The organism is Amycolatopsis sp. 195334CR (assembly GCF_017309385.1).
Classification (GTDB): Bacteria; Actinomycetota; Actinomycetes; order Mycobacteriales; family Pseudonocardiaceae; genus Amycolatopsis.
Genome location: NZ_JAFJMJ010000001.1, coordinates 2,403,944 through 2,430,752, shown reverse-complemented (window position 1 = coordinate 2,430,752; position 26,809 = coordinate 2,403,944). Strand labels below are relative to the sequence as shown.

Here is a 26,809-nt window from a genome sequence, read left to right as displayed (position 1 = left end):
CACCTCCTCGATAGGGGCGAGCTGTTCTGGGTTCGTTTCACGTGGAACATCTCCTCAACGACGGCGCTTCTTCTCCGGCGAGACCCGGGGGATCAGCACCACGGTGGTCGGCACCTCGAGCAGACCGCCACCGCACTCCGCCACCGTCGCCTCACCACCACCGGCCTTGGTCACCGCGAGTCGGTCTCGCGTTATCTCCTCGGCGGCACTCGATCCCTTCAGCGCGAGCAACGTGCCGCCGGTGCGCACCAGGGGCAGGCACCAACCGGCCAGCTTCGCCAGGGGAGCGACCGCTCGCGCGGTCACCACATCGCGCTCCGCCGCGACGGCCAGGACGGCTTTCTCCTCCGCCCGGCCACGCACCACGGTGACGGACGACAGGTCCAACTCGTCCACGACTTCGGTGAGCCAGTCGACGCGCCGCGCCATCGGCTCGATGAGCACGATATCGAGGTCCGGCCGGGCGATCGCAAGCGGAACCCCCGGAAGGCCGGCGCCGGACCCGACGTCGGCGACGCGGGCGGCGGTGTTGATCCTCTCGCCGATCACCGCGGAGTTCAAGACGTGGCGGTCCCAGAGGCGCTCAACTTCACGCGGACCGATTAACCCGCGCGCGACCCCGTGCTCCGCGAGCATCGCGGTAAACCGCTCGGCGAGGGGGAGTCGCTCCCCGAAGACCTGCTTTGCCGCCGCCGGCGTGCCGATGACGTCTTCCACACCCACTCAGAACTCCTCTTCGGTCGCCGTTTCACGTGAAACGACGTGCCTCGATTGTCCCCGAAGAAGACGTCAATACCGCGCGACGCACCCGCAGATGTGCACGATCCCACGTCAAGTTTCACGTGAAACGCGTACGGAGTGCCGTGAGGTCGGCCTCGGACAGACCGTGGTCGAGGAGGAAGCCCGGCATCGCGAGCGCGCGGATGGTGGACGTCAGCGAGTCCTCGATGGTCGTACTGTGCTTGGCGAGCAACTCCCGGACGGCGGTCAGTTGGTCGCGGGCGCCGAGCTCGTCGTACCGCGGCTTCATCCGCTCGTAGGTCAGCAAGTAGTCGGCGACGATCTCGGCGGGCGCCACTCCGGCCAACGCGAGCAACACGAGCGCCAGCAATCCGGTCCGGTCCTTGCCGCCCGCACAGTGGAAGACCACGCCGCCGGGCGCCGCCGTCGCCACCGCACGCACCGCGGCGACGACCAACTCCGGATGCTCGGCGAGCAGCGCGGGGTAGTGGAGCGGCGAGCCAAGGCCGTCGACCTTCACCCAGTGTTCGTAGAAGGGCGCGCCGATCGGATCCAACGGCGCGCGCACCACCTCGATCCCCGCCGGCCGCAGCGCCAGATCCGGCGCGCGCTCGTCGTCGTTCCGAAGGTCGACGATCGTGCGAACCCCGTACTCCCACGCCGCCGCCCACCCGGCCTCGCTCAACCGGGTCGGCTCCTCCATGCGCACCAGGGCGCCCCGGCGGATCGACCCCAGCCCGCCGAGATCACGAACGTTGACGCAGCCGTCCCACCGCAGATCCCTGTCACCGGTCATCTCCACAAGACGCCGCACCCACCCAACCGGTTGGCCACCAGCTGCTGCGGGTGGCCGCGCCAGTTTCACGTGAAACGCAAAGCGGCCCGCCGGAAGGATCCGGCGGGCCGCTTCGAAAAACAGATCAGGCGGGGGAGACCACCACGCGACGCTTCGGGTCTTCGCCCTCGCTCTCGCTCCGCACGCCGTCGATCGCGGCGACCGCGTCGTGCACGACCTTGCGCTCGAACGGGCTCATCGGCTGAAGTCGAACCTTCTCCCCGCTCGACAGCACCGACTCCGCCGTCGACCGGCCCAGCTCCCGCAGCTCCTCGCGGCGGTCCGCCCGCCAGCCCGCGATGTCCAGCATCAGCCGGCTCCGCGAACCGGTCTCCTGCTGCACCGCCAGCCGGGTCAGCTCCTGGAGGGCCTCCAGCACGTTGCCCCGCGAGCCGACCAGCTTCTCCAGGTCCTCGCCGCCGTCGATGCTGACGATCGCCCGGCCGGCTTCGACATCGAGGTCGATGTCGCCGTCGTAGTCCAGGAGGTCCAGCAGGCGCTCCAGGTAGTCGCCCGCGATGTCGCCCTCCTTCACCAGGAGGTCGTCATCCGCACCGTTCTTCGGCGAAGCCGCGGGCGCCTCGGCGACCTCGGTTTCGGTTTCCGCTTCGGTACCGACCGCTTCGGCCGTTTCCGCCATGCTCATGTCTCCTCTCCAGCCCGCGCTCAGCGGCGCTTCCGGCCAGACTTCTTCGTTGAGTCGCTGATCAGGCCGGGCACACCCGAACCGTTCTCAGTCGAGTTCGAGTTCGCGTTCGAGGACGAGGCCGAGGTCGAGTCGGCGGCGGAGTTCCCCTTCGGCGCCGGCTTCTTCGCCGCGCCGGACCCCTTCTTCGCCGAGCTGCCGCCGCCCTGGGCGAACCCGTGCGGCGAGCCCGCCTTCTTCTTCTGCCCCTGCTGTCCCTGCTGCTTGTCACCGGACTGCGCGGCCGGGGTCTTCTTCTGCTGCACCGGCTTCTGCCCGACCTTGGGCTTCTGGCCGACCTTCGGCGCGGCGGTGCTGCGCTTCTCGATCGCCTCGGCCTTCTTCTTCTCCTCTTCGCGGTCGATCTTGGTGTAGACCAGGCGCTGCTGCATCAGGGTCCAGCCGTTGTTCGCCAGCCAGTAGATGAGCAGACCGATCGGGAAGAGCGCACCGAAGACGAGCACACCGAGCGGGAAGACGTACAGCGTCAGCTTGTTCATCATGGCGGTCTGCTGGGTGGCCGACGCCGGGTTCTGGCGGGCGACCGAGTGACGCGCGGTCAGGTGGGTGGCGATCGACGCGACGATCATCAGCGGGATCGCGACCGGCGCCACGTACCAGTGCCAGCCGCTGGAAGCCGCCTCGCCGGCGAGGATCTGCGTGTTGTGGATCGCGTCGCCGAGGTTGACGCCGAACAGCTTCGCGTTGACGTAGGACTCGACGCCGCCCTTGTCGAAGAAGTAGTTCTCGGTCTTCTCCCCGCCGTTCGGGTTGACCGTGAACATCCGCAGCACGTGGTTCAGGCCGATGAACACCGGGATCTGCAGCAGCATCGGCAGGCAGCTGCCGAGCGGGTTGACGCCGTGCTCCTTCTGGAGCTTCTGCATCTCCAGCGCCTGGCGCTGCTTGTCGTTGGCGTACTTCTTCTGGACCTTCTTGATCTCCGGCGCGAAGTCCTGCATCTTCTTCATCGACCGGACCTGGTTCACGAACGGCTTGAACATGATGCCGCGCACGGTGAAGGTCAGGAAGATAATCGCCAGCACCCAGGCCACGGCGCTGGCCTCGCCGAACACCAGCCCGAATACCTTGTGCCAACACCACAGGATGAAGGACACGGGGTAGTAGATGAAGTCGAGCACTGAACTACTCCTCGGTAGATGTACCAGGTCGGTGATGGCGCCAGGTGAAGACCTCGGGTACCGGGTCCCGGCCGGGAGGGGTCCACGGCCCGCAGCGCAGCAGCCGGCGCACCGCGAGGTAGCTCCCGCGAGCGGCGCCGTGCCGGGTCAGTGCTTCCTGCGCGTAGGCACTACAGCTGGGGTAGAACCGGCAGCTGGGCGGCAGGAAGGGGGAGATGGCCTTGCGGTAGAAGCGCACCGGGAGCAGAAGAACCCACGCGACGGGACCAGGCCGCGGCGCAGGGGCCTGGCCGGCCTCATCTGTTCGTGTTTCGCTCACACCGATGGCCCGTCTTCGCGCGAAGGTGGTTCCTTGCGTGCCCCGCCCGCGGAACCGGGCAGGAGGCCGAGCCGGCGCAACGCCGAGTCGAGATCCGAACCGAGTTCCGCGCTGGTGGCGGTGGCAGCGGCAGGCAGGGCCCGAACGACCAACGAGCTACCGCCCGGAAGTGTTCCGAGCCGCGCGGATACGAGATGACGCAACCGACGGGAGACCCGGTGGCGCACCACCGAGTTCCCGACGGCCTTGCTCACGACAAAGCCCGCCCTGCTGCCCGTGGCGCCTGCCGCGTCGCCCGGGATCACGTGGACCACCAGGCGTTTGCGTCCGGCCCGGACGCCACCGCGCATGACCGAACGGAAGTCCTCGCTCCGCCGCAGTCGAGCGGTGGCCGGCAACATGGCGGGCCCCGCCGGAATCAGGCGGACAGCTCTTGACGGCCCTTGCGACGACGGGCCGCCAAGATGGCCCGGCCGGCACGGGTCCGCATGCGCAGCCGGAACCCGTGGGTCCGCGCGCGTCGGCGGTTGTTCGGCTGGAAGGTGCGCTTACCCTTTGCCACGGTCGACTTCTCCTGCTCTCTGACTCGCCGACGCCTGCGAGCAGACGTGAAACCGGGCGAGCGCGTACGTGTGTGTTCGTCTCCAGCACGGCCGCGACCCCACCTCGGTAGCGGGAAGAACACGGGCACGCGAAACGCACCCGCTGCCTGCGGGAGACCTTACGAGAGTACGCACCCGGCCCGGTGACACCGAAACCGGCCCCTGGATAACACACCGCGACCACCCCTCGCGGGCCGGGCGGGCGACGGCCGAGAGTCGAATGGCGACACGCCGTGCACCGTGAAAAGCTTGCCCGCGACGACATCTTGTGGCATCGAAGCGGGCTTGTTAGCGTGCCTTTTCTCTTGCCTCACCAGTGCTGGCGCTCGCCGTGCGGGCCGCCGGGTGAGGCGGCTGGGCGTCGCCGTACATTAGTGCACAGTTGTGGACAACTTTGTGGATACCTGCTGCGCGGGTTCGGCGTGGGGATAGGGTAGAGCGCTCCGTGTGGGTGAACCGCGGGTCGACGAGGGGAGGGGAGCAGAGCAGGTGTCCGACCACCAGTTGAACCTGGGTGTGGTCTGGGAGCAGGTCGTACGCGAACTGTCCGACAGCACGCTCTCCCCCCAGCAGCGCGCCTGGATGCGCGTGACCAGGCCGATCGGCCTGCTGGACGGCACCGCACTGCTCGCCGCTCCGAGCGATTTCGCCAAGGAAGCCATCGAACGGGCCCTGCGCGGCGCGATCACCGACGCGCTCTCCCGCCGCCTCGGCCGGGAGGTTTCGCTCGCGGTCAAGGTGGAAACCACCGACGGCGCGATGGGCGGTGGCGCCAGCCCGCCTCCACCCAGCCGGTACGCGCCCCCACCCGGACGGGTGGACAACGGTTCCGCTCCGCGACCGCCGAGCCCCCGTCCCCACCCACCGCGGCCCATGCCGGGCCCGCCCGCCGCGCCACCCGCGCCGCCGCTGGAGGGTTCGGCGATGCCCCCGGGCATGCCGCCGACCCGCAGCCCCCGGCCCGACCCCGCCGAGCTGGCCCGTTCGCACGACCAGGCCGAGCCGATCGACGACGGGGAAGAAGAGGTCGACGAAGAGGGCGAGGCGCTCGCCGCGGTGCACGAGATCTGGCCGACCTTCTCCGGCCAGCCGGTGGCGGGCCAGCCCTACACCGCGCCCGCGCAGCCGCAGACCTCGAAGACCCGCCTGAACGAGAAGTACACCTTCGACACCTTCGTCATCGGCGCGTCGAACCGGTTCGCGCACGCGGCATCGGTCGCCGTCGCCGAAGCGCCGTCGCGGGCGTACAACCCGCTGTTCATCTGGGGCGAGTCCGGGCTGGGCAAGACGCACCTGCTGCACGCGGTCGGGCACTACGCCCAGCGGCTGTTCCCCGGGATGCGCGTGCGGTACGTCTCCACCGAGGAATTCACCAACGACTTCATCAACTCCCTGCGCGACGACCGCAAGGTGGCGTTCCAGCGCCGCTACCGGGATATCGACATCCTGCTCGTCGACGACATCCAGTTCCTCGAGGGCAAGGAAGGCACGCAGGAGGAGTTCTTCCACACCTTCAACACCCTGCACAACCAGAACAAGCAGATCGTGGTCTCCTCCGACCGGCCGCCGAAGCGGCTGGAAACCCTGGAGGACCGGCTGCGCACGCGGTTCGAGTGGGGCCTGATCACCGACATCCAGCCGCCCGAGCTGGAGACCCGCATCGCCATCCTGCGCAAGAAGGCCGCGCAGGACCGGCTCGCGGTGCCCGGTGAGGTGCTGGAGTTCATCGCCGCCAGGGTCGAAGCGAACATCCGCGAGCTCGAAGGCGCGCTCATCCGCGTCACCGCGTTCGCCTCGCTGAACCAGCAGCCGGTCGACGTCGGCCTCGCCGAGATCGTGCTGCGGGACCTGATCCCGGATTCGCAGGCGCCGGAGATCAGCGCGCCGACCATCATGGGCGTCACCGCCGAGTTCTTCGACGTCTCGCTCGACGACCTGTGCGGGCCGGGCAAGACGAAGGCGCTCGCCACCGCGCGGCAGATCGCCATGTACCTGTGCCGCGAGCTGACCGACATGTCGCTGCCGCGCATCGGCCAGACCTTCGGCGGCCGCGACCACACCACGGTGATGCACGCCGCGAAGAAGATCCGCAAGGAGATGGCCGAGCGCCGCCGGATCTACGACCAGGTGCAGGAGCTGACCTCGCGCATCAAGCAGCGCGCGCGTCAGTAGTCCCGGCACCACTCCGCATCACGCATCACGCGGCAGCAACCCAGTAGCTCAGTACTACTCCTTGGCGTGCCGCGCGCGGTAGGCCTTCACCTTGTGCCGGTTGCCGCAGCGTTGCATGGAGCACCAGCGCCGGTTGCCCGGGCGCGAGGTGTCCAGGAAAACCAGCGCGCAGTCCTCCGCCTCGCACTCACGCAGCCGGTCGATCCGGTCACCGCCGATCACGTCGATCGCCTCGCGGGCGGCGGTGCCGAGCACCTGGGTGCCGGTGATCGGCGTGGCCCATTCGCACACGCCGGTGTCGAGCGCGATCCGCGGCCGCAGTGACGACTCCGCCGCCGCGTTGATGATTTCGAGTTCGTCCTCGTTCGGTTCCTCCGCGGCCGCCACCACGTGGGCGACGGTCCAGAGCGTGTCGCGGAACTGCTTGATGTCGCGCAGCTCGGCCGGGCGGATGCGGACGTCGTCGGCGTCGATCGGCGCGGTGAGCGCCAGCCGCGAGTCCACCAGCCAGCCGGCCAGGTCCGCGGTCCCGCGCAACAGCTCCCACCGCTGATCCGCTTCCGGCCCGCCGGTGAGGAGCAGCTCGAGGAAGAAGGCCCCCGGATCGAACGGGAAGGTCTGGCCGTCCGATCCGGTGATCAATCTGGTGCCGAGATCCATGTAACTACTATAGTAAGTTACGAACACCGGTAAAAGCGGTTACCTACGCGAGGGGCGTCTGATGCCGCGTACGCACGCGAAGCGCTTGCACACCAACGAAAGCGGCGAGAGCCCGCGAGACGCGCGTAGGGCGCGTACGCGGGCGAAGTGGCGTACGCGACGCGTCGCGGATCTTCTTGCCCCACAAGGGAAAATTAGTCCCCAGGGGTCCCACCTGCTCTTTTTCCCTTTCTCCACAGGAAAAACACAGGCTGGGGGCAGGCCATGCACAGGAAGTGCACAAAACTGTCCACATCACCCTGGAGAGCGATCTCCGTCACGAGTTTCGCGGCCGCCGCCCGTGCACCGCCTGGGTACAAATCAGCGCACAGCTGGGGACAGCCGTGTGGACAACTGTGGACAGATGTGGATGGATCGCGCGCGCCGCCGAGTTGTGCACGGGCGGCCGAGTCTGTCCACCGATCCGCCACCACCGGTGTCCACAGCCCGCCGCGCCGTACACGCTGCGACAACGAGCGCTGTCCACACAATCCACACCCCTTACTACTGTCACTGTGAATTTCTCTTCTAGGAAAAAACCAAAAACAGGGGCAGCTCGAAGTTGGGGACAAGTCGCACCGAGGCTGTCGCTTGATCGTTTTGTCGACAGGGTGGGCCGGGTGACGCCGAGCCGGGTCACGCTCTAACGTGAGTACCCACACCAGGTCCGCCCGTCGGTGCTCGTCACCGCCACCCGGACCGCACACCACGCTGGCGAGGTCTCCGCGTGCCGCCGCCGCAAGCCGGGCGCACGCCAGAGGCGGTTGTCGATCTTCTCGGGCCGGAGGGGCCCGGCTATCGCGAAAGGATGAGCGCATGAAGATCCGCGTCGAGCGCGACGGGCTGGCAGACGCCGTCGCCTGGGTGGCGAGAAGCCTGCCGTCGCGGCCTCCCGTCCCGGTACTGGGCGGAGTACTCCTGGAGGCCTCCGACTCGTCCGAGAGCGACGCGCTCACCGTTTCGGGGTTCGACTACGAGGTCTCCGCCACCGTGGGCGTCCCGGCCACGATCGCCGACGGCGGCCGCATGCTGGTCTCCGGCCGCCTCCTCGCCGACATCACCAAGGCGCTGCCCGCGCAGCCGGTGGAGATCTCGGTCGACGGCGCCCGCGCGTCCATCACCTGCGGGAACGCCAAGTTCAGCCTGCCGACCATGCCGGTCGAGGACTACCCGCAGCTCCCGGCCCAGCCCGCCTTCGCCGGTGAACTGGCCGGTGAGGTCTTCGGCCAGGCGGTGGCCCAGGTCGCGGTCGCCTCCGGCAAGGACGACACGCTCCCGATGCTGACCGGGATGCGGCTGGAGATCTCCGGCGACGCGGTCACCCTGGTCGCCACCGACCGCTTCCGCCTCGCCATGCGCGAGTTCACCTGGAAGCCGGCCGAGGGGCTGGCCGACGCCGCGGTGCTGGTGCCCGCGCGCACGCTGGCCGAGGCCGCCAAGTCGATGGGCGGCAGCGGGGCCACCGTCAAGCTCGCGCTGGCCAGCGGCGAGGGGCTGCTCGGCCTCTCCGGTTCCGGCCGGTACGCCACCACCCGCCTGCTCGACGCCGAGTTCCCGCCGTACCGCCAGCTGCTGCCCGCGAGCCACACCTCGCGCGCGGTGATCGGCGTCGGCGCGCTCGCCGAGGCGATCAAGCGCGTTTCGCTGGTCGCCGAGCGCGGTACCCAGGTGCGGCTCGAGTTCTCCGAAGGCCTCCTCCGGCTCTCCGCCGGTGGGGACGACGAAGGCAGCGCCGAGGAAGAGCTGCCGGTGGACTACGAGGGGGAGGCGGTGACCATCGCCTTCAACCCGGGTTACCTGGTGGACGGCCTCGGCGCGCTGCACGCCGACCGCGCCGAGCTCACCTTCACCACGCCGAACCGCCCCGCGCTGATCAAGCCCGCGGACGAGGAGGGCAACGTGGTGCCCGGGTACCTCTACCTGCTGATGCCGGTCCGCCTGCCGGGCTGAGCGTCGGCCACCGAACGGAGCGAAGGGGAGATTCATGGTGCAGATGGGGCTGGTCGGGCTCGGCAAGATGGGCTTCAACATGCGCGAGCGGCTGCGGGCCGCCGGGCACGAGGTCCTCGGCTACGACCGCAACGCCGAGGTCAGCGACACGACCTCGCTCGAGGACCTGGTCTCGAAGCTGGCCGCGCCGCGCATCGTCTGGGTGATGGTGCCCGCCGGTGAGCCGACCCGCGAGACCGTGGTCGCCTTCGGCAACCTGCTCGGCGAGGGCGACATCCTGATCGACGGCGGGAACTCCAAGTTCACCGACGACAAGCTCAACGCCGAACTGCTCGCCGCGAAGGGCGTCGGTTACCTCGACGTCGGGGTGTCCGGCGGGGTGTGGGGCAAGGAGAACGGTTACGGCCTGATGGTCGGCGGTGCCGCCGCCGACGTCGAGCGCGCGATGCCGATCTTCGACGCCCTCCGGCCGGAGGGTCCGCGCGAGGAGGGCTTCTCGCACGCGGGCTCGGTCGGCGCCGGGCACTACGCGAAGATGGTGCACAACGGCATCGAGTACGGCCTGATGCAGGCGTTCGCCGAGGGCTTCGAACTGCTCGAGGCGTCGAACGTGGTCGAGGACGTGCCCTCGGTGATCAAGGGCTGGCAGCGGGGCACCGTGGTCCGGTCCTGGCTGCTCGACCTGCTGGTCCGCGCCCTCGACGAGGACCCGGAGTTGGACGACCTCGAAGGCTACGTCGAGGACTCCGGCGAGGGCCGGTGGACGCTCGAAGAGGCGATCAACAACGCGGTGCCGGCGCCGGTCATCTCGGCCGCGCTGTTCGCCAGGTTCGCCTCGCGCCAGGAGCACTCGTCCGCCATGCGCGCGGTGGCCGCGCTGCGCCAGCAGTTCGGCGGCCACGCGGTGAAGAAGGCCGGCGGCTGAGCCGGTCGCGGTGTACCTCCGTCATCTGCAGGTCACGGACTTCCGCTCGTGGGAGCACGCCGACCTGCCGCTCGAACCGGGTCCGACCGTGCTGGTCGGGCAGAACGGCCGCGGCAAGACGAACCTGATCGAGGCGATCGGGTACGCGGCCACGCTCGGCTCGCACCGGGTCGCCACCGACGCGCCGCTGGTCCGCCACGGGCAGGAGCGCGCGCTGGTGCGGGTGGCCGTGGTCAACGACGACCGCGAGCTGACCGTGGAACTGGAGATCACCCCCGGCCGGGCGAACCGCGCCAGGGTGAACCGGGGCGCGGTCGGCAAACCACGCGACGTGCTCGGCATCCTGCGCACGGTGTTGTTCTGCCCGGAGGACCTGGCCCTGGTCCGCGGCGATCCCGGTGAACGCCGCAAGTTCCTCGACGAGCTGCTGGTGCAGCGCGCGCCGAGGTACGCCGGGGTGCGGTCGGACTACGAGCGGGTCCTGCGCCAGCGCAACGCGCTACTCAAGACCACCGGCAAGAAGCGCGGCAGCGCGCGGGAGGACCCGTACGCGCTGAGCACGCTGGAGGTGTGGGACAACCACCTGGCCACGGTCGGCGCGCAGCTGCTCGCCGGGCGGCTCGACCTGGTCGCGGACCTGGCCCCGCACACCTCGGCCGCCTACCAGGGGGTGGCGCCGGACTCCCGTCCCGCGCTGATCTCCTACCGGTCGAGCCTGGGCGAGGCCATTCCGGCCGGGTACGGCGTTCCCGCTGGTGAACGCGCTGACGTCGGCAAGCTGACGGAGATTCTGGTGACCGCGCTCGGCGAGTCGCGCGCCCAGGAGCTCGAACGCGGGGTAAGTCTGGTCGGGCCGCACCGGGACGAGCTGGACCTCGTGCTCGGTGCGGCACCGGCGAAGGGCTACGCCAGCCACGGCGAGTCCTGGTCGTTCGCCCTCGCGCTGCGGCTCGGTTCCTACGAGCTGTTGCGCGCCGAGGCGGGCGAGCCGGTACTGCTGCTCGACGACGTCTTCGCCGAGCTGGACCGGCGTCGCCGCGCGCGCCTGGCGGAGGTCGCCGCCTCCGCCGAGCAGGTGCTGGTGACCGCGGCGGTGGCGGAGGACGTGCCCGAGGAACTGACCGGGCGGCGCTTCTCCGTCACGGAGGGAGAGGTGCGCCTTGCCTGACGGCCACCCGTTCAAGATCAAGCCAGCGACCCGGGGTGACCGCGACCACAGCGGTTGCCCACCTATCTGGGGACAAACCTGTGGATAGTGTGGATAACACCGTGAACCAGTTATCGCGACGAGTGACCGCACGGCCAAATGGGCGGTCTGCTGGCCCTCACGTGGGCGAGTCCACGGATGGGGCGCCGACTTCGAGCACGGACAGTGACATTGCCGCTGCGCCGAATGTGAATGGTAGTCCACAGTCCGGTCGCGACCTCGCGCGGGCCGCACTGGACGCCGCGCGCGCGAAGGCACAGGCGCGGAAGACCCCGCTCGGCAAGCGGCCGGTCACCGGCACCCGCCAGGACCCGCGCCGCCGCCGGTGGTCCGGGCCCGGTGCCGACTCCCGCGATCCACAGCCGCTCGGGCGGATCGTCTCCCGGATCGCGGTCGAACGCGGCTGGAACGGGCGGCTCGCCTCCGGTCAGGTGTTCGGCCGCTGGGCCCGCCTGGTCGGGGAGGAGGTGGCCGAGCACGCGCAGCCGGTCGCGCTCAAGGACGGCGAGCTGACCGTGCGCGCCAGCTCCACCGCCTGGGCCACGCAGCTCCGCCTGCTGCAGGGCCAGCTGCTCGGCAAGATCGCCGCCGGGGTCGGGAACGGCGTGGTCAAGCGCATGCGCATCCAGGGTCCGACGGCGCCGAGCTGGCGAAAGGGTCCCCGGCACGTCTCCGGCCGCGGCCCGCGTGACACATACGGGTGAGAAGGGCTTGACTCGGGGCTGACTCATTGCCCCGAGAGCGTGCGGAGCACTGCTGAACCATTGCCCGAGTCGACCCGCGTCGAGTTCGTGGCTCTGTGACGAAATCAGAGGTGTCCTTGCCGCATGTGAGCGGACGTGGCCAAGTACCATGTTCGTAGCGGGATGACCGCGCTGCTCGAGACGAGGAGAAAACACGCCGGTGACAGCGAACAAGAACGACTACAACGCATCGTCCATCACCGTGCTCGAGGGTCTTGAAGCGGTCCGCAAGCGCCCCGGCATGTACATCGGCTCGACCGGCGAACGCGGCCTGCACCACCTGGTCCAGGAGGTCGTGGACAACTCCGTCGACGAGGCGATGGCCGGCTACGCGACCAAGGTCGAGGTCATTCTACTGGCCGACGGCGGGGTCAGGGTGATCGACGACGGCCGCGGCATCCCGGTGGAGATGCACCCCAAGGAGCAGAAGCCGACCGTCGAGGTCGTGCTCACCGTGCTGCACGCCGGCGGCAAGTTCGACAGCGACTCCTACGCGGTCTCCGGCGGTCTGCACGGCGTCGGCGTCTCCGTGGTGAACGCGCTGTCCACCGCGCTCGACGTGGAGATCCACCTCGGCGGCAAGATCTGGACCCAGCACTACGACAAGTCCGTGCCCGGCCCGCTGACCGAGGCAGGCGAGACCGACCGCACCGGCACCACGGTCACCTTCTGGGCCGACCCGGACATCTTCGAGACCACCACCTACAACGCCGAGACCATCGCCCGGCGCCTGCAGGAGATGGCCTTCCTGAACAAGGGCCTCACGCTGAGCCTGCGCGACGAGCGCGTGGCCGAGGAGGACACCGAAGAGGACGCCTCCGGCCAGCAGGCCAGGGTCAAGGAGCGCGTCTACTGCTACCCGGGCGGGCTCGAGGACTTCGTCAAGCACATCAACGGCAGCAAGGACCCGATCCACTCCAGCGTGATCTCCTTCGACGCCAAGGGCGACGGGCTCGAGGTCGAGGTCGCGATGCAGTGGAACACCGGGTTCACCCCGTCGGTGTACACCTTCGCCAACACGATCAACACGCACGAGGGCGGGACCCACGAGGAGGGCTTCCGCGCCGCGCTGACCCGCATCGTCAACGCGTACGCGCGCGACAAGAAGCTGCTCAAGGAGAAGGACAGCAACCTCACCGGGGACGACGTGCGCGAGGGCCTCGCCGCGATCGTCTCGGTGAAGCTGGCCGAACCGCAGTTCGAGGGCCAGACCAAGACCAAGCTGGGCAACAGCGAGGCGAAGTCGTTCGTGCAGAGCAAGACGAACGAGTGGCTGGCCGACTGGTTCGAGCGCAACCCGGCCGAAGCGAAGACGGTGATCAACAAGTCGATCTCCAGCGCCCAGGCGCGGATGGCCGCCCGCAAGGCGCGCGACCTGGTCCGCCGCAAGGGCGCGCTGGAGATCGGCGGGCTGCCCGGCAAGCTCAAGGACTGCCGCTCCACCAACCCGGAGGAGTGCGAGCTCTACATCGTCGAGGGTGACTCGGCTGGCGGCTCGGCCAAGGAGGGCCGGGACTCGATGTACCAGGCGATCCTGCCGATCCGCGGCAAGATCATCAACGTGGAGAAGGCCCGGATCGACCGGGTGCTGAAGAACACCGAGGTCCAGTCGCTGATCACCGCGCTGGGCACCGGCATCCACGACGAGTTCGACCTGGCGAAGCTGCGGTACCACAAGATCGTGCTGATGGCCGACGCCGACGTCGATGGCCAGCACATCACCACGCTGCTGCTCACCCTGCTGTTCCGCTTCATGCGGCCGCTGGTCGAGCACGGGCACGTCTTCCTCTCGCGGCCGCCGCTCTACAAGATCAAGTGGCCCCGGCAGGAGCCGGAGTACGCCTACTCCGACCGCGAGCGCGACGGCCTGATCGCCGAGGGCGTCGCGGCGGGCAAGAAGCTCCCCAAGGACGACGCGATCCAGCGCTACAAGGGTCTCGGCGAGATGAACGCCGAAGAGCTGTGGGAGACCACGATGGACCCGGCCAACCGGCTGCTCGGCCAGGTCACCCTGGACGACGCGGCCACCGCGGACGAGCTGTTCTCGGTCCTGATGGGCGAGGACGTGGAGGCCCGCCGCTCGTTCATCACCCGCAACGCCAAGGACGTCCGCTTCCTCGACGTGTAGTCCCCGCCACGGACTTTTCCTGAACCATAGAAGGACCAGATGACGGAAACCTTGCCGCCGGAGAACGACCGCGTCGAACCGGTCGACATCCAGCAGGAGATGCAGCGCTCCTACATCGACTACGCGATGAGCGTGATCGTGTCGCGGGCGCTGCCGGACGTGCGCGACGGGTTGAAGCCGGTCGCCCGCCGGATCCTGTACTCGATGTACGACTCCGGGTTCCGGCCCGACCGCGGGTACAACAAGTGCTCGCGCGTGGTCGGCGACGTGATGGGCAACTACCACCCGCACGGTGACTCGGCGATCTACGACGCGCTGGTCCGCCTCGCGCAGCCGTGGTCCATGCGGAACCCGCTGATCGACGGCCAGGGCAACTTCGGCTCGTCGGGCAACGACCCCGCCGCCGCCATGCGGTACACCGAGGCCCGCCTCGCGCCGCTGGCGATGGAGATGCTCCGCGACATCGACGAGGACACCGTCGACTTCTCGGACAACTACGACGGCCGCACCCAGGAACCGGACGTGCTGCCGGCGCGGTTCCCGAACCTGCTGGTCAACGGCGGTTCCGGGATCGCGGTCGGGATGGCGACGAACATCCCGCCGCACAACCTGCGCGAGGTCGCCGACGGGGTGATCTGGGCGCTCCAGAACCCGGAGGCCAGCGAGGACGAGCTGCTCGCCGCGCTGCTGCAGCGGATCAAGGGCCCGGACTTCCCGACCAAGGGCCTGATCCTCGGGCACGCCGGCATCGAGGACGCCTACCGCACCGGCCGCGGCTCGATCCGCATGCGCGCGGTGGTCGAGGTCGAGGAGGACGCCAAGGGGCGCACCATCCTGGTCGTCACCGAGCTGCCCTACCAGGTCAACCCGGACAACCTGGTGGAGAACATCGCCAACCTGGTCCGGGACGGCAAGCTCACCGGCATCGCGGACATCGCCGACGAGTCGAACAGCCGGCGCGGGATGCGCATCGTGGTCACGCTCAAGCGCGACGCGGTGGCCAAGGTGGTGCTGAACAACCTCTACAAGCACACCCAGCTGCAGTACAACTTCGGCGTCAACATGCTGGCGCTGGTCGACGGCGTGCCCCGCACGCTGCGGCTCGACCAGATCATCCGGCACTACGTCAAGCACCAGATCGAGGTCATCGTCCGCCGGACGAAGTACCGCCTGCGCAAGGCCGAGGAACGCGCGCACATCCTGCGTGGTCTGGTCAAGGCGCTGGACATGCTCGACGAGGTGATCGCGCTGATCCGCCGGTCGCCGTCGGCCGAGGAGGCGCGGGCCGGGCTGATCGAGCTGCTCGACGTGGACGAGGTGCAGGCGGTCGCCATCCTCGACATGCAGCTGCGCCGGCTGGCCGCACTGGAACGCCAGAAGATCATCGACGAACTGGCCAAGATCGAGGCCGAGATCGCCGACCTGAAGGACATCCTGGAGAAGCCGGAGCGCCAGCGGCAGATCATCTCGGACGAGCTGACCGAGATCGTCGACAAGTACGGCGACGACCGGCGCACGCAGATCATCCCGTTCGACGGCGAGGTCTCCATCGAGGACCTGATCGCGGTCGAGGACGTTGTTGTCACCATCACCCGGACCGGGTACGCCAAGCGGACGAAAACCGATCTGTACCGCTCGCAGAAGCGCGGCGGCAAGGGCGTGCAGGGCGCCACGCTCAAGCAGGACGACATCGTCCAGCACTTCTTCGTCTGCTCCACGCACGACTGGATCCTGTTCTTCACGAACAAGGGCCGGGTCTACCGCGCGAAGGCCTACGACCTGCCGGAGGCCAACCGGAACGCGCGCGGCCAGCACGTGGCGAACCTGCTGGCCTTCCAGCCGGACGAGCAGATCGCCAGCGTCATCCAGATCAAGGACTACCAGGTCGCGCCGTACCTGGTGCTGGCCACGAGGAAGGGCCTGGTCAAGAAGACCAAGCTGGCCGACTTCGACTCGAACCGCTCCGGCGGGCTGATCGGCGTCAACCTCCGCGAGGGCGACGAACTGGTCGGCGCGGTGTTGGTCTCGGCCGAGGACGACCTGCTGCTGGTCTCCTCCGACGGCCAGTCGATCCGCTTCCACGCCACCGACGAGGCGCTGCGGCCGATGGGCCGCGCCACCTCGGGCGTGCTGGGCATGCGGTTCAACGACGGTGACGAACTGCTCGGCATCAACGTGGTGGCCCCGGACAAGTTCCTGCTGGTGGCCACGGACGGCGGCTACGCCAAGCGCACGCCGATCGAGGACTACCCGATCCAGGGCCGCGGCGGCAAGGGCGTTCTGACCATCCAGCACGACCAGCGCCGTGGCAGGCTGGTGGCAGCGCTCATCGTCGATGTCGACGACGAGCTCTACGCCATCACCTCCAGTGGCGGCGTCATCCGCACGCCGGCGGAGCAGGTGCGCAAGGCCGGGCGGCAGACGAAGGGCGTGCGACTGATGAACCTCGGGGACGGGACCACCCTTCTCGCGGTCGCGCGCAACGCGGACGAGCCGTCAGACGTCAACGGTGCGGCCGGAGGAGACGACACGCAGGAGCCACAGGAGTAGTGGTTCCGGACTCGGTAAGGACTGACGCTTCGTGACACCATCCGACAAGCCCGAGAACCACGGATCGAACGGCACGGCGGCAGGGCCGGCGACGCCGCCGTGGCAGCGCGTGGCGAAGGACGAGGGCAACGGCTCGGCACCGGCTTCACCGGCGCCTGCCGAGACCCCGGCGCCCGCCGCGTCCACGTCGGCGGCGCCGTCTTCGGACTCCGGCAGTGAGGCGACGGTTGCGGAGAAGTGGCCGGTGGCGACCGAGACCACCCAGGCCCAGCCCGCCGCCGCGCCCCCGCCGGTGCAGTACGAGCACACCCCAGCCGGTGGCGAGCAGCCGCTGGCCACCGGTTCGGCCACCGCCCGGCTGTTCGGCGGGGACAGCGGTGGCGAAGCACCGTCGGCGGTGGCCCGGCCGAGCGGCGGCAAGCGCCCCACCCCGACCGCCCTGCGGCGGCCGGGCCGGGGGCCGCGGCGGGCGAGCCTGCAGATCAAGCGGTTCGACCCGTGGTCGGTGCTGAAGCTGTCGCTGGTGCTCGGCGTGGCGTTGTTCTTCGTCTGGCTGGTCGCGGTCGGCGTGCTGTACACCGTGCTCGACGGCATGGGCGTGTGGGAGAAGCTGAACGGCACCTACACCTCGCTGGTCCAGGGCGAGGGCACCACCACCGCGTCGGAACCGCTGATCAGCGCCGGTCGCGTGTTCGGCATCGCGGCCATCATCGGCGCGATCAACATCGTGCTGCTGTCGGCGCTGGCCACGGTCAGCGCGTTCATCTACAACGTCTCCGCCGACCTCGCGGGCGGCCTGGAGGTGACCCTCTCCGAGCGGGAGTGACCCCGTGTACGGGACGGGAAGGGCATCAGGTAGTCTTCTTCTCGTTCCCAGGGCCCATAGCTCAGGCGGTTAGAGCGCTTCGCTGATAACGAAGAGGTCCCAGGTTCAAGTCCTGGTGGGCCCACCCTGAGAACGAACCCCCGTCACCTGGTGGCGGGGGTTGTTTCGTTTCCGGGCAGAGGACCCTGCGCGCTGGGGAGTTCACGGGGGCGACGGCGGCAAGCTGCTGACTTCTTCCCCCATGTGGGGGAGCTTTATAACGCACGTTCTCGCAAGCTCTATGACTCAGAGTAACTTTCCGGCAGGTGAAAACTGTGCCCTAGGCAACCCTGGGATTACCCCTGGTGATGCTCTACGGCTCGGCGTGGTCTGCTGCCTGACCAGCGGGATCGGGCAGCGAGCCGGATTGTGGTCCGGGGATAAGTGCGCACTATCGCCAACGGTGAGTTCACTGACCGTTCATCGCTCCAATGCCACCAAAGAGCGCCTCGATGCTCGATAGGGGGTGGCGGCGGGTGCCCTCCGTCACGGTCGCCCTGTATCGTCTTCGAGGTCGAGCGAGTCTTCATGCTCACCTGTCGGCCCTCCGTTCGTTCGCCATGGCGCGAACGGCGCGCTCCTGGCGTGTTGCCAGGTGACAGAAGTGAGGTCAAGTGACCGACACGCCCGACCCTTCGTCCCCTCCGAGCAACGGGGGAGATGCAGAAGGCAAGAACAAACCGGATCGCGAGGTCCGAGTGCTCCGTGTCGCGCAGGGTGCCGCAACAGTGCTGGAACTCTTCGCAGAGGTCTCACACAACGAGACCCTGACGTGGATCGCCAGGGTCTGTCGCGTGTTGCTCACCTCGGTGGCCATCTGGATGGCAAGCCGACAAGCCACCGAGGACTGAGGATGCCTCGTCGATGCGCAGCCAGTGTGTCGACGAGGTCTTCTAGGTGGGTCGTACTCCATCTGTGAGCGTTACATGCATCGTGGGATGGAGCCACCCGCAGCGATAAGCATGAAACCTGAAACTCTTCTCCTCAAAGTGAGACAGGTCACATTGTAAGACCTCGTTCGACGTTTGTCGCCACGTTGAATGGCCTGGTTTACACTCGGGACGCTTGTCAGCTTCCCAAGATCATCAACGTGCGTGGAGGGTTGGGCGCCATGTGCGTCAACGGTCTGTTGACATATTCTGTCAACAGACCGTTGACACCGAATGAGATGACGGCATGACACAGAGCTTTTCTCGAGAAGATGACCTTAGGCGCAAAGCTGCTCAACTAGCACGAAAACTTGGCGTGATGCGCTGGGCGGATAAGCCCGGCAGGACGCTTGCGATCATCGAAGAACTCAACTCAAGCGGTCGGAGTCCTGATCCCAGCGAGTTCGGTGTAGCGCTTGAGATTCTGGCACTCGCTCGTAAGGACGTTGAGTTAGCGGAGTACCACCTGCTACGGCGCGCTCGTGAGTCCGGGATGAGCTGGGTAGAAATTGCCAAACATCTCTCGGTATCTTCGCGCCAGGCCGCTGAACAACGTTTTCTGCGGCTGGAAGCGGCCGTCGATCGGTCCAGGGTGGGAGTCTGGCGTGACAGAGATCCGGCTGTGGCTCGCGAGATCCGGCGTCGGCGACGCACCTACTCGGCGGTCTTTCGAGAGGAGCAGATCTTTTTGGAAGAGTTTGCCGACGCGATTCTCGAGTACGCGGCAGGCCCCGGGTCATGGGACCGACTGAACTATCCTGGTGCTGACAGCGATCTGCGCGGCCTCCTTGGCCAGCTCGATCCATACTTGCGGACACTGCGGACGGCGCGGATGCGCGGTGAGACAGAACGAATCTTCGGTGCCATTCGAGGCGTGGCAGATCTGCTGGAACGGTACGGGTTCCGGTTGGATAGATTGCCAGAGCAAATTCTTCGCCTGTTGGAGCGCTTCAGGAGCGTCGTCAGGCGCGTGGACGAGGCCTGAGGCTCTCGCTGCTCGCCTTTGTTTCGTTTCCGGGGCGGCGGGGCACTTCCTGGCGTAGCTGACCACCACCGGCTCGCCTTGGAGGCCCTCGATGTCCGATGACGTCGTCGAACTGATCCTGAACGACCACCGCAGGTTCGAAGAACTGATGCGGGGGCTCCGGAACTCGTCCTCCGATCGGGCCAAGCTCCGCGACGACCTTTCCCAGCTGCTCGTGGCGCACGGCGAGGCCGAAGAACGCGAGGTCTACCCCCAGCTGGCGAAGAAGGCGTCGGAGGACGACGAGGTCGAGCACGGCGAGGAGGAGCACGCCGAGATCAACCAGGCGCTGCTGGACTTCCTGAAGGTCGAGGACCTGGAGGGGGACGACTTCGATGAGAAGCTCGAAGACCTCGCCGAGGTGCTCAACCACCACATCAACGAGGAAGAGCAGACCCTGCTCAACGACGCGCGCGAGGAACTGCCGCAGAAGGAACGGGACAAGCTGGGGGCCGCGTTCCTGGTCGCCAGGGAAACCCTGCTCAAGACCAACTGCGGCCGGATCGAGAACGTGCGCCTGGTCGTGGAGAAGACCAAGGACCGGGTCGACTGAGGTTCCACGTGGAACAAGGGCGGGGCCCCGGTGCCTCGCCCTTGTCCAGGTCGGCTACTGCTCCGCGCCGTTGTTCAGGCCGGTTACTGCTCAGCCCGCTGCCGGGCCTCGTCTTACTGCTCGGCTCGCTGCCGGGCCTCGTCGACCTTGGCCTTCTCCTTCGCGCGCCGCAGCTCGTCCTCCTTGTCGGCGACCTCCTGCTGCGACTGGCCCTTGTCCTGCTGGGCCTGGCCTTCGCGCTGCATGTCGTCGTTGCCGAGGAAGGTGCCCGCGGTCTCCTTGACCTTGCCCTTCACGTCCTCGACGGCCCCCTTGACGCCTTCCTGCTGTTCGTCCCGATTGGTCATCTCGTCCCTCCTGTCGGCGACCGTTCTTCCTCCGGCTACCCGGAGGTGGACCGCGCAAACGAGCACCCGCGTGGTGCAGTAGCATCGACCGGGCAAGCAGAGCAACTATCTGGTGTTCGTGGAGAGGGGCCTCAGGTGAAGAAGCTGTTGGCGCTCGCGGTCGTCGCGGCCGGCGTTCTTTTCGTCGTGAAGCGGAACAAGGACGCGAAGGCCGAAGCCGACCTCTGGCGCGAAGCCACCGCCCCGACCGGCAAGCCGCTCGGCGCCGTTTCCACCAACGGCAGCGCCCCGGCCAAGACCTCGGACGCGGCGAACAACTGAACTTCGGTCGCGAGCGGCCATCGGTCGCTCGCCCCGGGGCTGTAGCTCAATTGGTAGAGCACCGCCTTTGCAAGGCGGGGGTCAGGGGTTCGATTCCCCTCAGCTCCACAGATATGGACATGCGCGCGTGGTGTTCGCTTCCAGCCGTGGTGCGCCGCGCGACCTCGACTGGTTTCGCAATTTGGTCGCCAATCCCGACGTGACGGTCGAAGTGGGTGCCGGTGGGCACCAAGCCATGGCGGGCCGCCGGATTCCCTTGGTCGTGCTGCGCAAGGATGCCGGGCGCTAGTTCTTTTCGTTCACGGCGTGCTGCAGGACGTCGCAGGTGTGCTGGGCCTCGTCCATCAGGCGAGTGGCTTCGGCGAGCAGGATTCCGTAGGGACGTGAGGGATCGTCCAGTGGCAGGTCGTCGGTGTAGTTCGCCAGGTCGTCGCGCTTGTCCTGGGCACGATCCGCGAGTGAGCAGAGCCGCGGCGTTTGCTCGTCGAGCTGGTTCTCGTCGAGTTCGCTGAACGTCTGCATGATTTCGGCGATGGCAGCCAGGAAATCCCCGTACCGCGTCAGGAACTCGCGCGGGTTTTCGTTGCCGTGCCACTGGTTCAGGCTGCGCGTCAGCGAACCGATCTGGTAGGTCACGCGTTCCAGCGCGTCGATGATCGCTTGGTAACCGGTGAATTCGGTGTGGTGTCGGTGCCGCCGGAACATCCGCCGCGGATTGAGGTACACGCTTTCCTTCGCGGTGTGCATGGACGACTGCGCTTGCGACACCAGCGGCCCCAACTGAGCGGCGCGCTGACGCCAATGGCCAGTGCGTTCCTCGTCGAGCAACCCTTCGCGCAGTGCGGGGTAGACGTCGCTGATCAAATCGCAGAGCGAATGCGCGAGCGTGTGAATTCCGTGTTCGGCGCTGCGGTAGCGCATGGGCGGCATGATCAGCAGATTGACCAGGACGCCGGCGCCGCAGCCGATGACCACGAGCAGGATGATCTGCCCCAGCTGCGTCACCCGTTCGAGGTCGGTACTCGCCGAAACGTAGGTGGAGAAAGCGAAGAACGCCGCCGTCACCACCTGGGACCCCTGGGTGCCGAGGTGCCGCCACCGCCCGATGAGCATCGCGGCGAGCGCCACCAGCACGAACGTCAGCAACCCGGGCCCGGCGAGGTAGCCGAGCAGCAACTGCAGCGCCACCCCCGCCGCCACCGCCCCGACGTACCGCAACGACTGCACCACCGACTGGTACACCGTCACCTGCATGATCAAAACCGCCGAAAACGGCGCAAACGCCGGCGACTGCGCCTGCATCAGGTCATACGCAACCACCCAACTGACCGCGGCCGCGAACGCGCTCTTCCCGATGAGCGCCAACGTGTGACGCTCGTGGCTGTCGGAGCGCGCCCGCCCGACCCACTGCCGAACCCGCGCCGGGACACCCTGGCGCGCCACCTCCGTCCGCTGCTGCCCCATGCCACCGGACTACCCAGGACGAAGTGGATCAACACCGGTCAGTAACGGCACGCAGTTCAAGGGCACTTCGCTTAAAGTAGTTGCGAATCACCCAATCAAGGCAGTGCCCCTTTGTTGCACTGCGTCAATGGCGCCGAATGACCGATCGGTATTGGGCTCGCTTCACCTCTTTCGACCAGAGAGGGCACGCTTGGTCACCGGCTCGGTGACGGAGGTCAACGGCGGTCGAGGTCGAGGGTGCGGAGTTGGGATCGGGTGGAGATGCCGAGTTTCGGATAGGTCTTGTACAGGTGGTACCCGACCGTTCGCGGGCTCAGGAACAACTGCGTCCCGATCTCCCGGTTGCTCAGCCCTGTCGCGGCCAGGCGGGCGACGCGCAGTTCTTGCGTGGTCAGGTCACCGGAGTGCGGGCGGGCGCCGCCGGTGGGGCGGAGTTGGGTGGTGGCGGCGGCCTCCCAGGGGGCGGCGCCCAGGCGGGTGAAGGTTTCCAGTGCCGCCCGCAGCAACGGCCTGGCTTGTGAAGGGCGACGCGTGCGTCGCAGCCATTCGCCGTGTAGGAGTTGGGTTCTGGCTTGCTCGAATGGGTGGTCCTCGCAATGCACCGCCGACTCGGTGAAGTGGTCGTCCGCGTCGTCGGTCAACAGGGCTTGGCTGCGGGTGAGGCGGCCGTGCACCAAAGGCGACCGACTCGCTTTGGCCCAGGGGAGCCACGCCGCCAGCACCGCCCGTGCCTGGGCCACTTCACCCGCACGAACGAGGGATTCGATCAGGTCGCCGGAAGCCATTCGACGAACGAACGGGTGGGTGATCGACGTCAGATGCTCGGCGGCGGAACGAAAATCCCCGTTCGACAGCTCGGAAAGGCCGATGGCCCACAACGCCCGTGAAGCGGCCAGCTCGTTGTGCGCCGGGACGGCCAGGTCACGTGCGGCAACAGCGGACGCCAAGCACGGCTCGCCGCGGGCGGCTGCCACCAGAGCCAGGGTGGCGTGGAAATCCGCCCGCCGGGTGCGCTGGCCGGTGTCCTCTGTGGACCTGATACCCTCCTCCGCCCTGGCTCGCGCGCGGTCCCAGTGGCCCAGGTCGAACTCCAGCTCGGCCAGCCACCCCGCGGGCAGCACCAGCACCGCGTGCATGCCGTTCGCGCTGAACTCGTCCAGTGCCGCCCGGCCGAAGTCGTAGGCGGCGCGGGGTGACGAACCGAAGAGGCTCAGCACCAGTGGCCAAAGCCATTGGTGCGCATCGCTCGCGCGCAACGCCGTCGGGGCCGCGGCGCGCAGCTGCCACGGGTCGACCACCGCCGACATCTCGTTCAGCCGGGACAACAGTTCCGCATACGCCCCGAATTCCGGGTCGGCCGCGGTGATGCGCGACGCGATCGGCGCCAGCGGCAGGCCCGCGTGGTGCGCGGCCGCGGCGGCCATGAACAGCGAACCGGGATCGGACCCCGCGCGCAGCAGGTGGTCGTGCGCGGAAAGCTGGTCGCCGTCCCCGAGCGCGATCAAGCCCTTCAACCGGTCCAGCACCGGTGCCACGGAAGGATCGTGACGTTCCGGCGTCGCCTCCGCGACCAGGGTGCGGGCCAGGTCCGGCTGCCCCGATTTCCACGCGAGGTACGCGGCCGCCGCCGAACGGCGTTGCCGCTCCGGTTCCTCCGACCACCGCGCGGCTTCGCGCAGAACCATTGCGGCGGACGCGATTCCCCCGCGCCGCCCGGCATCCGCCGAACGGGCTTCGAGGCGCGCCGCCCGTTCCTCGTCCGGGGAGAATTCGTCCACGACCGCCGGAGCCGAACCTTCGAGCACGATCGTCACCCGCGGCGGAGACACCCGCCGCGCGGCGAAGCGCAGGGCGGCGACCGAGGACGGATCCCAGTGCTGCACCTCCTCGACGACCACCACCACCGGCGCCACCGACTCCAGCAACCGCAGCACCGCCGTGTACAGCACGAGGTCCGTGCACGGAGAATCGTTCCACCCCAACGCCGTCCGGAGCGCGTCGCGGTGAACCGGCGGCAGCGCGTCGACCTCCGCCGCGAGCGGGTGGAGCAACTGGTGCAACCCGGCGAAGGCGATCGTCGACTCCGCGGCGACGCCCCGCGCCGACAGCACGCTCACTGCCTGTTCCCGTTCGAGCACGGGTTCGACGGTATTCCGCGCCGCCTGAGGAACGACTCAGTGTCGATCGTGGACACCACGCGGAGAAGTGGGAAGACTCGCGGCATGTTCAAGAAGCTGCTCGCCGCCGTCGGTGTTGGCGGGGCCGAGGTAGAGACCGAACTGTTCACTCCGGGCGTGCAGCCGGGCGGCGTTCTGGAGGGGGTCATCCGCCTGCGCGGCGGGGAGGTGCAGCAGGAAATCCCCGGCGTGCTGGTCGAATTCGTCACGCGCGTGGAGCACGAGGGCGGTGATCGCGAGGTCGACGTCCACCGCACCTTCGGCCGTATCGACGTCCGCCGCAACGTGCCGCTCGGGCCGCGGCAGACGATCGAACTGCCGTTCCGGCTGCCGGCGCCGCTGGAAACCCCGATCAACTTCTACGACAACCGCCAGCTGCACGGCACCACCGTCGCCGTGCGGACCACGCTGGAAATCGCCGGTGCCATCGACGCCACCGACAACGACCCGATCGGCGTCGGCGCGCTGCCCGCCCAGCACGTGCTGCTGGCCGCGGTGGAAAGCCTCGGTTTCCGCCTGCACTCGGCCGACGTCGAGGCCGGGCACCTGCGCGGCACCCGGCAGCGACTGCCGTTCTACCAGGAGATCGAGTTCCACGGCTCGCCCCGCTACCCGCGGCTGAAGCAGCTCGAAGTCAGCTTCGTCGCCGGACCGGACGGCATGGACGTGGTGCTCGAGGCGGACAAGAAGGCCGGGCTGCTCACCAGCGGCCGCGACCTGGTCAACCTGCTGCGCGTGGACTACCGCACGATCGACCAGGTCGACTGGGCCGGCGAGCTGCACCGGATCGTCGAGCCGATGGGCAGCGGCTGGCTCTAACCCAGCAGCGCGGCGAACCGGTCGGCGGCCACGTTGCCGCCGGAGAGGATCACGCCGATCCGCTTGCCCGGCAACCGGATCTGCTCGGCCAGCAGCGCCGCGACCGCCGCGGCGCCGCTCGGCTCGATGACGATCTTGAGGCGCTCGAACAGGAACCGCATCGCGTCGAGGATCTCCGGGTCGGTGACTGTGACGATCCGGCTGACGTGCTCGCGGATGATCTCGAAGTTCAGCACGCCCGGCGACGGCAGCGCGAGGCCGTCGGCCACCGTTTTCGGCACCGGCACGGAGATCAGCTTCCCGGCGGCCAGCGACTGCTTCTGGTCGTCACCGGCTTCGGGTTCCACGCCGATCAGTTCGAGCCCAGGCCGCAGCGCGCTCGCCACGGTGGCGGCACCGGCCATCAGCCCGCCGCCACCCATCGGTGTGACGAGCGCGTCGAGGTCCGGGTGCTCGGTGAGCAGTTCGAGGGTCGCGGTGCCCTGACCGGCGATCACGTGCGGGTGGTCGAACGGCGGGATCAGCGCGTATCCGTTGTCCGCGGCCAGTTTCTCGCAGAGCGCGAACCGGTCCTCGGTGTAGCGGTCGAACCGGCGCACCTCGGCGCCGTAGCCGATGACGGCGTCCACTTTGGACCCCGGCGCGTCGGCGGGCATCAGGATGGTGGCCTTGGTGCCGAGCAGGCGCGCCGCCAGCGCGACAGCCTGCGCGTGGTTCCCCGAGGAGTGCGTGCACACGCCCGCGGCCAGCTGGTCGGTGCTGAGCTGGGCGATCGCGTTGTAGGCACCGCGGAACTTGAACGCGCCGACGCGCTGGAAGTTCTCCGCCTTGAGGAAGACCTCCGCGCCGGTGAGCGAGTTCAGCGTGCGCGAGGTGAGCACCGGCGTGCGGTTGGCCTGGCCGGCCAATCTCGCGGCGGCGGCCTGGACGTCGTCGATGGTGACCATCAGTTCTCCCCGGATTTCCGTATCTCGGTCAGGTAGCTGTACGCCGACGCACGGGAGATCCCCAGTGCGGCGGCGACTTCGGGCATCGCCTTCTGCAGGCCGAACACCCCGCGTTCGTCCAGCGCGCGGAACAGCTCGAGGCGTTCGGCGCGGGACAGCCGGTCCACCGGGCGGCCGAGCTTGAGCTCCTCGGCCTGCACCACGGCGCGGACCAGTTCGGTGACGTCGTTGGTGAAGGTGGTGGTGTCGTCCGGGATGGCGTCCAAAGCGGACAGTTCGCTCAGCAGCACCGCGGTGTGCCGCAACTCGGTGATGTCGACGTTGACGCAGAGCGCGCCGAAGACCTCACCGCGTTCGTCGCGCAGCAGCATGGTCGAGGACTTGACCAGCCTGCCGGACGCGGTGCGCGTGACGTAGTTCAGCTGGTCCTCGGCGTTCTTGCCGCGCGCGAGCAGGCCGAGGCCGATCTCGCTCATCGCGCCGCCGACCGCTCGTTCGGTCACCTTGCCCGCCACGGCGATGACGGAGGCGTCGCGCCTGCGGTAGTCGTGCAGCACCACCTCGCAGTTCGGGCCGAAGGTCGCAGCGAGCCCGTGGAGCACGGGGCGCAGGGCGTTGAGCACGGCATCGGCGGTCACCTGGACAGTATGTACAGACGTTGGACG

General features: G+C 68.3%; 26 protein-coding genes and 2 tRNA genes. 15 read left to right on the top strand and 13 right to left on the bottom strand.

The annotated features are described in order from the left end of the window. Window positions 1–54: 54 nt before the first annotated feature. The 7 genes from rsmG to rpmH form a co-directional block, all read right to left on the bottom strand. Window positions 55–723 carry a 16S rRNA (guanine(527)-N(7))-methyltransferase RsmG gene (gene rsmG, locus JYK18_RS11890; protein ID WP_206802141.1) on the bottom strand — a complete coding sequence of 223 codons (669 nt, stop codon included), beginning with the start codon at window positions 721–723 and terminating at the stop codon, window positions 55–57. A 115-nt stretch (window positions 724–838) separates the two neighbouring features. After that, window positions 839–1,537 carry a tyrosine-protein phosphatase gene (locus JYK18_RS11885; RefSeq protein WP_206802140.1) on the bottom strand — a complete coding sequence of 233 codons (699 nt, stop codon included), beginning with the start codon at window positions 1,535–1,537 and terminating at the stop codon, window positions 839–841. Window positions 1,538–1,661: 124 nt separating this feature from the next. Next, window positions 1,662–2,216 (bottom strand): R3H domain-containing nucleic acid-binding protein, encoded by a 555-nt coding sequence (locus JYK18_RS11880; protein ID WP_206802139.1) that lies wholly within the window; start codon window positions 2,214–2,216, stop codon window positions 1,662–1,664. A 26-nt stretch (window positions 2,217–2,242) separates the two neighbouring features. Next, entirely contained in the window at window positions 2,243–3,403 is a 1,161-nt protein-coding gene (gene yidC / locus JYK18_RS11875) for a membrane protein insertase YidC (RefSeq protein WP_206802138.1), read from the bottom strand. Window positions 3,404–3,407: 4 nt separating this feature from the next. Further along, window positions 3,408–3,728: a membrane protein insertion efficiency factor YidD gene (yidD, locus tag JYK18_RS11870; protein ID WP_153037746.1), complete on the bottom strand. Its 321-nt coding sequence runs from the start codon at window positions 3,726–3,728 to the stop codon at window positions 3,408–3,410. Further along, on the bottom strand, window positions 3,719–4,123 hold the full coding sequence (rnpA, locus tag JYK18_RS11865; RefSeq protein ID WP_206802137.1) for a ribonuclease P protein component: 405 nt from the start codon (window positions 4,121–4,123) through the stop codon (window positions 3,719–3,721). The genes yidD and rnpA overlap by 10 nt, the downstream gene beginning before the upstream one ends. A gap of 17 nt (window positions 4,124–4,140) precedes the next feature. Beyond that, window positions 4,141–4,284 (bottom strand): 50S ribosomal protein L34, encoded by a 144-nt coding sequence (gene rpmH / locus JYK18_RS11860; RefSeq protein ID WP_113695296.1) that lies wholly within the window; start codon window positions 4,282–4,284, stop codon window positions 4,141–4,143. Between the two features lie 529 nt (window positions 4,285–4,813). Here rpmH and dnaA point away from each other — a divergent pair. Next, on the top strand, window positions 4,814–6,496 hold the full coding sequence (gene dnaA / locus JYK18_RS11855) for a chromosomal replication initiator protein DnaA (protein ID WP_206802136.1): 1,683 nt from the start codon (window positions 4,814–4,816) through the stop codon (window positions 6,494–6,496). A gap of 54 nt (window positions 6,497–6,550) precedes the next feature. Here dnaA and JYK18_RS11850 read toward each other — a convergent pair whose 3' ends face one another. Then, window positions 6,551–7,156 carry a CGNR zinc finger domain-containing protein gene (locus tag JYK18_RS11850; RefSeq protein ID WP_206802135.1) on the bottom strand — a complete coding sequence of 202 codons (606 nt, stop codon included), beginning with the start codon at window positions 7,154–7,156 and terminating at the stop codon, window positions 6,551–6,553. 855 nt (window positions 7,157–8,011) lie between these two features. Here JYK18_RS11850 and dnaN point away from each other — a divergent pair. From dnaN to JYK18_RS11800, 10 genes are all read left to right on the top strand, one after another. Continuing rightward, window positions 8,012–9,145 (top strand): DNA polymerase III subunit beta, encoded by a 1,134-nt coding sequence (gene dnaN / locus JYK18_RS11845; protein ID WP_206802134.1) that lies wholly within the window; start codon window positions 8,012–8,014, stop codon window positions 9,143–9,145. Between the two features lie 34 nt (window positions 9,146–9,179). After that, window positions 9,180–10,070 carry a phosphogluconate dehydrogenase (NAD(+)-dependent, decarboxylating) gene (gene gnd, locus JYK18_RS11840; protein ID WP_206802133.1) on the top strand — a complete coding sequence of 297 codons (891 nt, stop codon included), beginning with the start codon at window positions 9,180–9,182 and terminating at the stop codon, window positions 10,068–10,070. A gap of 10 nt (window positions 10,071–10,080) precedes the next feature. Continuing rightward, window positions 10,081–11,238: a DNA replication/repair protein RecF gene (recF, locus tag JYK18_RS11835; RefSeq protein ID WP_206802132.1), complete on the top strand. Its 1,158-nt coding sequence runs from the start codon at window positions 10,081–10,083 to the stop codon at window positions 11,236–11,238. A gap of 227 nt (window positions 11,239–11,465) precedes the next feature. Further along, complete coding sequence (locus JYK18_RS11830) at window positions 11,466–11,981, top strand: DciA family protein (protein ID WP_206802131.1); 516 nt, start codon at window positions 11,466–11,468, stop codon at window positions 11,979–11,981. A gap of 199 nt (window positions 11,982–12,180) precedes the next feature. Beyond that, window positions 12,181–14,148, top strand: coding sequence for a DNA topoisomerase (ATP-hydrolyzing) subunit B (gyrB, locus tag JYK18_RS11825; protein WP_206802130.1), 1,968 nt, complete (start codon window positions 12,181–12,183; stop codon window positions 14,146–14,148). Between the two features lie 39 nt (window positions 14,149–14,187). Continuing rightward, complete coding sequence (gyrA, locus tag JYK18_RS11820; RefSeq protein ID WP_206802129.1) at window positions 14,188–16,698, top strand: DNA gyrase subunit A; 2,511 nt, start codon at window positions 14,188–14,190, stop codon at window positions 16,696–16,698. Window positions 16,699–16,729: 31 nt separating this feature from the next. Beyond that, on the top strand, window positions 16,730–17,524 hold the full coding sequence (locus JYK18_RS11815) for a DUF3566 domain-containing protein (protein WP_206802128.1): 795 nt from the start codon (window positions 16,730–16,732) through the stop codon (window positions 17,522–17,524). Between the two features lie 50 nt (window positions 17,525–17,574). Continuing rightward, window positions 17,575–17,648: transfer RNA gene (locus JYK18_RS11810), tRNA-Ile, on the top strand. A 1,091-nt stretch (window positions 17,649–18,739) separates the two neighbouring features. Continuing rightward, a complete protein-coding gene (locus JYK18_RS11805) occupies window positions 18,740–19,477 on the top strand; it encodes a hypothetical protein (RefSeq protein WP_206802127.1) in 738 nt (245 codons plus the stop codon). 91 nt (window positions 19,478–19,568) lie between these two features. Then, window positions 19,569–20,069, top strand: a complete 501-nt coding sequence (locus JYK18_RS11800; protein ID WP_206802126.1) for a hemerythrin domain-containing protein — start codon at window positions 19,569–19,571, stop codon at window positions 20,067–20,069. 113 nt (window positions 20,070–20,182) lie between these two features. On the opposite strand, the gene JYK18_RS11795 is transcribed toward JYK18_RS11800, so the two are convergent. Beyond that, window positions 20,183–20,416 carry a CsbD family protein gene (locus JYK18_RS11795; RefSeq protein WP_206802125.1) on the bottom strand — a complete coding sequence of 78 codons (234 nt, stop codon included), beginning with the start codon at window positions 20,414–20,416 and terminating at the stop codon, window positions 20,183–20,185. 135 nt (window positions 20,417–20,551) lie between these two features. Between JYK18_RS11795 and JYK18_RS11790 the strand changes: the two genes are divergently transcribed. The 3 genes from JYK18_RS11790 (at window position 20,552) to JYK18_RS11780 (ending at window position 21,026) form a co-directional block, all read left to right on the top strand. Continuing rightward, window positions 20,552–20,737: a DLW-39 family protein gene (locus JYK18_RS11790; protein WP_113695284.1), complete on the top strand. Its 186-nt coding sequence runs from the start codon at window positions 20,552–20,554 to the stop codon at window positions 20,735–20,737. 35 nt (window positions 20,738–20,772) lie between these two features. Continuing rightward, a tRNA-Ala gene (locus JYK18_RS11785) sits at window positions 20,773–20,845 on the top strand. Next, the gene (locus tag JYK18_RS11780; protein ID WP_242580515.1) at window positions 20,805–21,026 is read left to right on the top strand and encodes a nitroreductase/quinone reductase family protein; all 222 of its coding nucleotides are present in this window, start codon (window positions 20,805–20,807) and stop codon (window positions 21,024–21,026) included. Before JYK18_RS11785 ends, JYK18_RS11780 begins: the two co-directional genes overlap by 41 nt. On the opposite strand, the gene JYK18_RS11775 is transcribed toward JYK18_RS11780, so the two are convergent. Together JYK18_RS11775 and JYK18_RS47980 are read right to left on the bottom strand one after the other, a co-directional pair. Continuing rightward, entirely contained in the window at window positions 21,023–22,201 is a 1,179-nt protein-coding gene (locus JYK18_RS11775; protein ID WP_206802123.1) for an aromatic acid exporter family protein, read from the bottom strand. The two genes, JYK18_RS11780 and JYK18_RS11775, sit on opposite strands and share 4 nt — an antisense overlap. 215 nt (window positions 22,202–22,416) lie before the next feature. Next, on the bottom strand, window positions 22,417–24,339 hold the full coding sequence (locus tag JYK18_RS47980; RefSeq protein WP_206802122.1) for a helix-turn-helix transcriptional regulator: 1,923 nt from the start codon (window positions 24,337–24,339) through the stop codon (window positions 22,417–22,419). Between the two features lie 84 nt (window positions 24,340–24,423). On the opposite strand from JYK18_RS47980, the gene JYK18_RS11765 reads away from it, so the two are divergent. After that, complete coding sequence (locus JYK18_RS11765; RefSeq protein WP_206802121.1) at window positions 24,424–25,197, top strand: sporulation protein; 774 nt, start codon at window positions 24,424–24,426, stop codon at window positions 25,195–25,197. Here the strand turns inward: JYK18_RS11765 and JYK18_RS11760 are convergent. Together JYK18_RS11760 and JYK18_RS11755 are read right to left on the bottom strand one after the other, a co-directional pair. After that, window positions 25,194–26,144, bottom strand: coding sequence for a pyridoxal-phosphate dependent enzyme (locus JYK18_RS11760; RefSeq protein WP_206802120.1), 951 nt, complete (start codon window positions 26,142–26,144; stop codon window positions 25,194–25,196). The two genes, JYK18_RS11765 and JYK18_RS11760, sit on opposite strands and share 4 nt — an antisense overlap. Continuing rightward, window positions 26,144–26,782 carry a PAS domain-containing protein gene (locus tag JYK18_RS11755; RefSeq protein ID WP_307795873.1) on the bottom strand — a complete coding sequence of 213 codons (639 nt, stop codon included), beginning with the start codon at window positions 26,780–26,782 and terminating at the stop codon, window positions 26,144–26,146. The genes JYK18_RS11760 and JYK18_RS11755 overlap by 1 nt, the downstream gene beginning before the upstream one ends. Window positions 26,783–26,809: the final 27 nt, after the last annotated feature.